This is a genomic window from uncultured Piscinibacter sp. (assembly GCF_937952055.1).
Taxonomy (GTDB): domain Bacteria; phylum Pseudomonadota; class Gammaproteobacteria; order Burkholderiales; family Burkholderiaceae_C; genus Piscinibacter.
Genome location: NZ_CALFYO010000022.1, coordinates 176,853 through 183,005 on the forward strand (window position 1 = coordinate 176,853; position 6,153 = coordinate 183,005).

The 6,153-nt window shown below is 67.6% G+C and carries 7 protein-coding genes and 1 tRNA gene; 5 read left to right on the forward strand and 3 right to left on the reverse strand.

Features of this window, described 5'->3' with window-relative positions:
* The first annotated feature begins 10 nt into the window (after positions 1-10).
* Positions 11-451: a MerR family transcriptional regulator gene (locus Q0599_RS19690; protein ID WP_298833285.1), complete on the forward strand. Its 441-nt coding sequence runs from the start codon at positions 11-13 to the stop codon at positions 449-451.
* 43 nt (positions 452-494) lie between these two features.
* Positions 495-571: transfer RNA gene (locus Q0599_RS19695), tRNA-Pro, on the forward strand.
* A gap of 56 nt (positions 572-627) precedes the next feature.
* Here Q0599_RS19695 and Q0599_RS19700 read toward each other — a convergent pair.
* Positions 628-1,338, reverse strand: a complete 711-nt coding sequence (locus tag Q0599_RS19700; RefSeq protein WP_298833287.1) for a GntR family transcriptional regulator — start codon at positions 1,336-1,338, stop codon at positions 628-630.
* A gap of 94 nt (positions 1,339-1,432) precedes the next feature.
* Between Q0599_RS19700 and Q0599_RS19705 the strand changes: the two genes are divergently transcribed.
* Together Q0599_RS19705 and Q0599_RS19710 are read left to right on the forward strand one after the other, a co-directional pair.
* On the forward strand, positions 1,433-2,467 hold the full coding sequence (locus Q0599_RS19705) for an aromatic ring-hydroxylating dioxygenase subunit alpha (protein ID WP_298833290.1): 1,035 nt from the start codon (positions 1,433-1,435) through the stop codon (positions 2,465-2,467).
* Positions 2,464-3,429, forward strand: a complete 966-nt coding sequence (locus Q0599_RS19710) for a PDR/VanB family oxidoreductase (protein ID WP_298833293.1) — start codon at positions 2,464-2,466, stop codon at positions 3,427-3,429. Before Q0599_RS19705 ends, Q0599_RS19710 begins: the two co-directional genes overlap by 4 nt.
* A 29-nt stretch (positions 3,430-3,458) precedes the next feature.
* Here the strand turns inward: Q0599_RS19710 and Q0599_RS19715 are convergent, their stop codons facing one another.
* Positions 3,459-3,719, reverse strand: coding sequence for a hypothetical protein (locus Q0599_RS19715; RefSeq protein WP_298833296.1), 261 nt, complete (start codon positions 3,717-3,719; stop codon positions 3,459-3,461).
* Positions 3,720-3,874: 155 nt separating this feature from the next.
* Here Q0599_RS19715 and Q0599_RS19720 point away from each other — a divergent pair, with 155 nt between their 5' ends.
* Complete coding sequence (locus Q0599_RS19720; RefSeq protein ID WP_298833298.1) at positions 3,875-4,474, forward strand: HAD family hydrolase; 600 nt, start codon at positions 3,875-3,877, stop codon at positions 4,472-4,474.
* Between the two features lie 63 nt (positions 4,475-4,537).
* Here the strand turns inward: Q0599_RS19720 and Q0599_RS19725 are convergent.
* The coding region (locus Q0599_RS19725; RefSeq protein ID WP_298833300.1) for a sodium-translocating pyrophosphatase at positions 4,538-6,153 on the reverse strand (1,616 nt) is incomplete at its 5' end.

A 6,153-nucleotide genomic window follows, 5' to 3' on the forward strand; every position in this document is an offset into this window, starting at 1 on the left:
ATTGATTTTCATGGAGAAAGCGCTCCCAGCCATCCCAGCCAAGCGGTACTTCACGATCGGTGAGGTGAGCGACTTGTGCGGGGTGAAACCGTACGTGCTGCGCTATTGGGAGCAGGAGTTCACCCAGCTCAAGCCAATGAAGCGCCGCGGTAACCGGCGCTACTACCAGCACCACGAGGTGCTGCTCATCCGGCGCATCCGCGAGTTGCTCTACGAGCAGGGCTTCACCATCAGTGGCGCGCGCAACCGGTTGTCCGAACCGGCGACGGGCCGGGAGGCCAGTCCATCCGCGGTGCTCGACGAGCCCGACGAGGTCATCGACATGGCAGAGGCGCTGGACGCCACGAGCACCGTCGATCCCGCCGCGCCAGCAGACGCCTCGCATCCGCTGCTGGCACCTGCCGACATGCGCACCGAATTGCTCGCGATCCGCGCGTTGCTCGTGCTCTGATCAGGAGGGTGCGGGCGTTTGACCCTATAATGAAAGGCTTAGTCGGGGTGTAGCGCAGCCTGGTAGCGCACTTGCATGGGGTGCAAGGGGTCGCGAGTTCGAATCCCGCCACCCCGACCAAAGCCAGTCCAGGAAGACCAACGGGTTACGTCGCAAGACGTAGCCCGTTTCGTCTTTCAGCCCTGCGATCCTGACAGGGGACCGGCCGCCAGTCCGAAGAACTGGCCGTAGCGGAAACCCACCCAGGCGTGCTCGCGCATCAGCATCTCGACGCGTGCCGACTCACGGCGGTCTAGCGCGTCGACTACCAGCTGGTGCTGCAACTGCGCGATGCGCAGCTTCTCGTACTCGGCCGGCAGGGCAGCGCGGTCCAGCGCAATCGAGTCCGCGGAGGCGAAGGGCAGGTGATCATTGCGTGCGATCGCGTCGGCGATCACGCGGCTTTCGTGCGCATGGACGAGGGTGCCGTGGAAGCGCTTGTTGAGCCGGCTCCAGCGGCCGACGTCTTCTTCGACGAGGTGCCCCTTGGCCAGGATCGCCGACCCCTCGGCGATGCATTCGGCGAGCACGGCACGCACCTGCGACGACATGCCATGCTCGGCAAGGCACCGGACCGCCAATCCCTCCAGGGTGCCGCGCACCTCGATGGCGGAGCGCACGTCGGCCTCGGAGAAGCTGCGCACCACGTAGCCGCGCTTGCCGGCCTTGGAGAGCAGCCCCTCTTGTTCGAGCGATCGAAAGGCCAGCCGCACCGGCGTGCGCGACACCCCGAGAGACTCTGCCACCGGAATCTCGGCCAGGCGTTCGCCAGCCGCCAAGCGGCCGGCGACGATGAGCTGGCGCAGCGTGGCGACGACGCTTCCTGGGTCAATCGAAGAGGGCTGCATTGGATCCATTATGGCGGCAACATTGCATCGACGTCTGAGAATAGGTGACAATTGGATCCAATAGTTCATTTGAAGTGGAATCCAGGAGAGCGCAATGTTCCCGAAGAACGCATGGTATGTGGCCTGCACGCCGGCCGAAATCGACGAGAAGCCGCTGGGCCGCACGGTATGCGGCGAGCGCATCGTCTTCTTCCGCGGCCCGCAGGGGCAGGCCGTTGGCTTGGAGGACTGGTGTCCGCACCGCGGCGCGCCGCTTTCCCTTGGACGTGTGGTCGAGGGCAAGCTGGTGTGTGGCTACCACGGCCTGGAGATGGGCTGCGAAGGCAAGGCGGTGGCAATGCCTGGGCAGCGTGTGCGCGGCTTCCCGCCGGTGGCCACATTCCCGGTGATCGAGCGCTACGGCTATGTGTGGGTGTGGACGGGCGACGCGAGCCGGGCCGACCCGGCGCTGCTGCCGAATCTCGACTGGGCGGAGGATCCCGCCTGGACGTTTGGCGGCGGCATGTTCCATGTGAAGTGCGACTACCGCCTGATGATCGACAACCTGATGGACCTGACACACGAGAAATACGTGCACGCCACCAGCATCGGCCAGCAGGAGCTCGATGAAGTGCCGGCGCACACGACGGCCGAGGGCGATGTCGTCATCACCCGCCGCGAGATGCCCGGCGTGAAGGCGCCGCCGTTCTGGCAGGCAGCAATGCGCGGCAACGGCCTGGATGCCGAGGCCACCGTCGACCGCTGGCAGCGCTGCCGTTTCGTGCCGCCGTCCAGCGTGCTGATCGACGTGGGCGTGGCGCTGGCCGGGCAGGGCGGCTTCGACGCGCCGGCGCAGGTGAAGACCTCGGGTATCGTGGTCGACCTGATCACGCCGGAGACCGAGACCTCGATCTGGTACTTTTGGGGCCTGGCGCGCAATTTCCGCCCCGAGGACAAGGCGCTCACCGCCTCTATCCGCGAAGCGCAGGGCAAGGTGTTCCAGGAAGACCTGGAGATGCTCGAGTCGCAGCAGCGTAACCTGAGCGCTCAGGCCGGGCGCAAACTGCTCTCGCTGAACACCGATCTCGGTGGAGTCCAGGCGCGGCGCATCATCGATCGGCTGATCGAGCAAGAGAAGGTGGCGGGATGAACCCGGCAATGCTGAGAGTGCGCGTGGCGCGCAAGACCGTCGAGGCCGAGGGCATCTGCAGCTTCGAACTCGTCAGCGCGGACGGCACACCGTTGCCCGCCTTCTCGGCCGGTTCGCACATCGACGTGCAGCTGCCCGGCGGTCCGACACGCCAGTACTCGCTGTGCAACGACCCGACCGAGTCGCACCGCTATCTGATCGCGGTGCTGCGCGACCCCATGTCGCGCGGGGGGTCGCAGGCGATGCATGAGCGCGTGGCCGAAGGCGACGTGCTGCCCATCAGCGCGCCGAAAAACCACTTCGCGCTGGCGCACGAGGCGAAGCGCCACCTGCTGCTGGCCGGCGGCATCGGCATCACCCCGCTGCTGTGCATGGCCGAGCGGCTCGCCAACATCGGCGCCGACTTCGAACTGCACTACTGCAGCCGCTCGAAGGCGCGCACGGCCTTCGCCGAGCGCATCGCACGCTCGTCCTTCGCATCGCGCGTGCAGTTCCACTTCGACGATGGGGATGCCGCGCAGCGGCTGGACATCGCGGGCCTGCTCGCGTCTGCCCAGGCGGGCCAGCATCTCTACGTCTGTGGGCCGCAGGGCTTCATGGACGCGGTACTGCTCAGCGCACGCGCACAGTGCTGGCCGGAGGATCGATTGCACTACGAGTTCTTCGGCGCTGCGCCGGTGGAGCAGGCCGGCGACCGCTCGTTCGAGGTGCAGTTGTCCAGTTCGGGCCGCGTGGTCGTCGTGCCGGCGGGTTGCAGCGTCGTGCAGGCGCTCGCCGAGGCCGGCGTGTCCGTGGCCACGTCGTGCGAGCAGGGCGTGTGCGGCACTTGCCTGACGCGCGTGATCGACGGCGAGCCCGATCACCGCGACCAGTACCTCACCCCCGATGAGCAGGCGGCAAACGACCAGTTCCTGCCCTGCTGCTCGCGCTCGAAGTCAGCGCGGCTGGTGCTGGACCTCTAGCGTCGACTTCGGCACCGCCGCGGGAACGGTCAGGCTGTGGCGGCGGCGGCCGAGGCGGCCAGGCAGGAGTTGCACTTGCCCAAGCCGGGCAGTCGAGGGTCGGGCTTGCCGTCGCCGGTCTTGAAGTTGGCCTGGCAGCGGCGGCAGACGTACATCTTCGAACTCGACATCAACGGCCGGATGCCCGGCTCGGCGCTCGGCCGCGCCGCGGTGTACTCCGCCTGGGTCTGTCGCAGCTTCAGGGACGGCGTCTCGGGCGGGGTGGAAGGCGTGGAGCGGTGTGTGGTCATGGCGCAGTCATTCCGGAGAGCGAGAGGCAGAGATGGGGGCTCTACAGCCCCGATCAACCCGCTATTGTCCCAGTATTCCGCAACACCCACGTAAACGGTTGCACAACCGGCCACGCGTCAGCGGCGGGCGGGCTGGGGGCGGCTAGAGTGGCTGCATGCGCCGACCCGTGATTGCCCTGGACGCCGACGGCGTCCTGCTCGACTTCCACCTCGCCTACGCGGCAGCTTGGCATCGCGCCTTCGGCGAGTACCCGCAGGAGCGTGACCCGCAAGCCTACTGGCCGATGGACCGATGGAACGTACCACGGCTGGGCCTGTTCAAGAAGTCGCGCTTCAAGGCCGCGTTCGACGAGAAGTTCTGGTCCACCGTGCCGGCGCTGCAAGGGGCCGTCGAGGCCTGCCATCGCCTGCACGACGCGGGCTACGAACTGGTGTGCGTGTCGGCGGTGGAGGAACGCTTCGAGGCGGCGCGCAAGTACAACCTGCGTTGCCTCAACTTCCCGATCGAGCGAGTCATCGCCACCGGCCATCGGGAGACGGCGCGGTCGCCCAAGGCCGACGCGGTCGAGTCGCTGGGTGCCGAGGTCTTCGTCGATGACTACCTGCCGTACTTCCGCGGCATCCCGGCGTCGGTCCACACCGCGCTCGTCCTGCGCGCGCCCAATGGCAGCCCGAACACCGGTCCGGAACTGGAACTCGCGAGCAGTTTCCACCAGGACCTCCCGGAATTCACGCGCCGCTGGCTGTCGCGCTGAAGCGCTGCGGGGCATGAAAAAGGGCCGGCGTCAGCCGGCCCTCGGAACGTGCAAGGGTGCGGGCTACTTGCTCGCCGCAGGGGCCGCCGCCGGTACCACCACCGCGACGGGCGCGGCGCTGTGGGCGGTCGGCTTGCTCGTCGCGCCGCTGATCGGCAGCAGCGGCACGATCAGCAGCGCCACGATGTTGATGATCTTGATCAGCGGGTTGACGGCCGGACCGGCGGTGTCCTTGTAGGGGTCGCCCACCGTGTCGCCGGTCACAGCGGCCTTGTGCGCGTCGCCGCCTTTCTTGTGCGTCACGCCGGCATCGTCCGTGAAGCCTTCCTCGATCAGCTTCTTGGCGTTGTCCCAGGCGCCGCCGCCGGTGCACATTGAGATGGCGACGAACAGGCCGGTGACGATGGTGCCCATCAACAGGCCGCCGAGCGCGGCCGGGCCGAGGAAAAGGCCGACCAGGATCGGCACCACCACCGGCAGCAGCGACGGGATGATCATCTCCTTGATGGCCGCGGTGGTCAGCATGTCGACCGCCTTGCCGTACTCCGGCTTCGCAGTGCCTTCCATGATGCCCTTGATGTCGCGGAACTGGCGGCGCACCTCGACCACGACCGCACCGGCGGCGCGGCCGACCGCTTCCATCGCCATGGCGCCGAACAGGTAAGGGATCAGACCCCCGATGAACAGGCCGACGATCACCATGTGGTCGGACAGATCGAACGAGATGTGCACCCCGCGCGACTCGAGTGCGTGCGTGTAGTCGGCGAACAGCACCAGCGCGGCGAGGCCGGCCGAGCCGATCGCATAGCCCTTGGTCACCGCCTTGGTGGTGTTGCCCACCGCGTCCAGCGGGTCGGTGACGTCGCGCACCTCCGAGGGCAATTCCGCCATCTCGGCGATGCCGCCGGCGTTGTCGGTGATCGGGCCATAGGCGTCGAGTGCCACCACGATGCCGGCCATGCTGAGCATGGAGGTGGCAGCGATGGCGATGCCGTACAGGCCGGCCAGCCAGAACGCGGCGACGATGGCGACGCAGACCATGAGCACCGGCCAGGCGGTGGACTTCATGCTCACGCCCAGGCCGGCGATGATGTTGGTGCCGTGGCCAGTGGTGGAAGCCTGCGCGACGTGCTTGACCGGCTTGAACTGCGTGCCGGTGTAGTACTCGGTGATCCACACCAGGCCGGCGGTGAGCAGCAGGCCGACGGCGCAGGCGCCGATCAGGCGCATCTGCGTGCCTGCGCCCAGCGCCGTGTCGGGCATCACCAGCATGGTCACGCCGATGAAGGCGATGAAGGACAGCACGCCAGCGACGATCAGCCCCTTGTACAGCGCCGGCATGACGTTCTTCATGCCGGGGCTGGCCTTGACGAAGCCGCAACCGATGATCGAGGCGATGATCGACACGCCGCCCAGCAGCAGCGGGTACACGACGGCGGCCATCGGCGCCGCGGCGACCATCAGCGCGCCCAGGGCCATGGTGGCGATCAGCGTCACCGCGTAGGTCTCGAACAGGTCGGCGGCCATGCCGGCGCAGTCGCCGACGTTGTCGCCCACGTTGTCGGCGATCACCGCGGGGTTGCGCGGATCGTCTTCCGGAATGCCGGCCTCGACCTTGCCGACGAGGTCGGCGCCGACGTCGGCGCCCTTGGTGAAGATGCCGCCGCCGAGTCGCGCGA

What these genes read in the sequence shown, in the direction of transcription:
- Q0599_RS19710 (WP_298833293.1), top strand. Translation starts at nt 2,464, where the DNA reads ATGAACCCGGCAATGCTGAGAGTGCGCGTGGCGCGCAAGACCGTCGAG.
- Q0599_RS19720 (WP_298833298.1), top strand. Translation starts at nt 3,875, where the DNA reads ATGCGCCGACCCGTGATTGCCCTGGACGCCGACGGCGTCCTGCTCGAC.
- Q0599_RS19705 (WP_298833290.1), top strand. Translation starts at nt 1,433, where the DNA reads ATGTTCCCGAAGAACGCATGGTATGTGGCCTGCACGCCGGCCGAAATC.
- Q0599_RS19690 (WP_298833285.1), top strand. Translation starts at nt 11, where the DNA reads ATGGAGAAAGCGCTCCCAGCCATCCCAGCCAAGCGGTACTTCACGATC.
- Q0599_RS19715 (WP_298833296.1), bottom strand. Translation starts at nt 3,719, where the DNA reads ATGACCACACACCGCTCCACGCCTTCCACCCCGCCCGAGACGCCGTCC.
- Q0599_RS19700 (WP_298833287.1), bottom strand. Translation starts at nt 1,338, where the DNA reads ATGCAGCCCTCTTCGATTGACCCAGGAAGCGTCGTCGCCACGCTGCGC.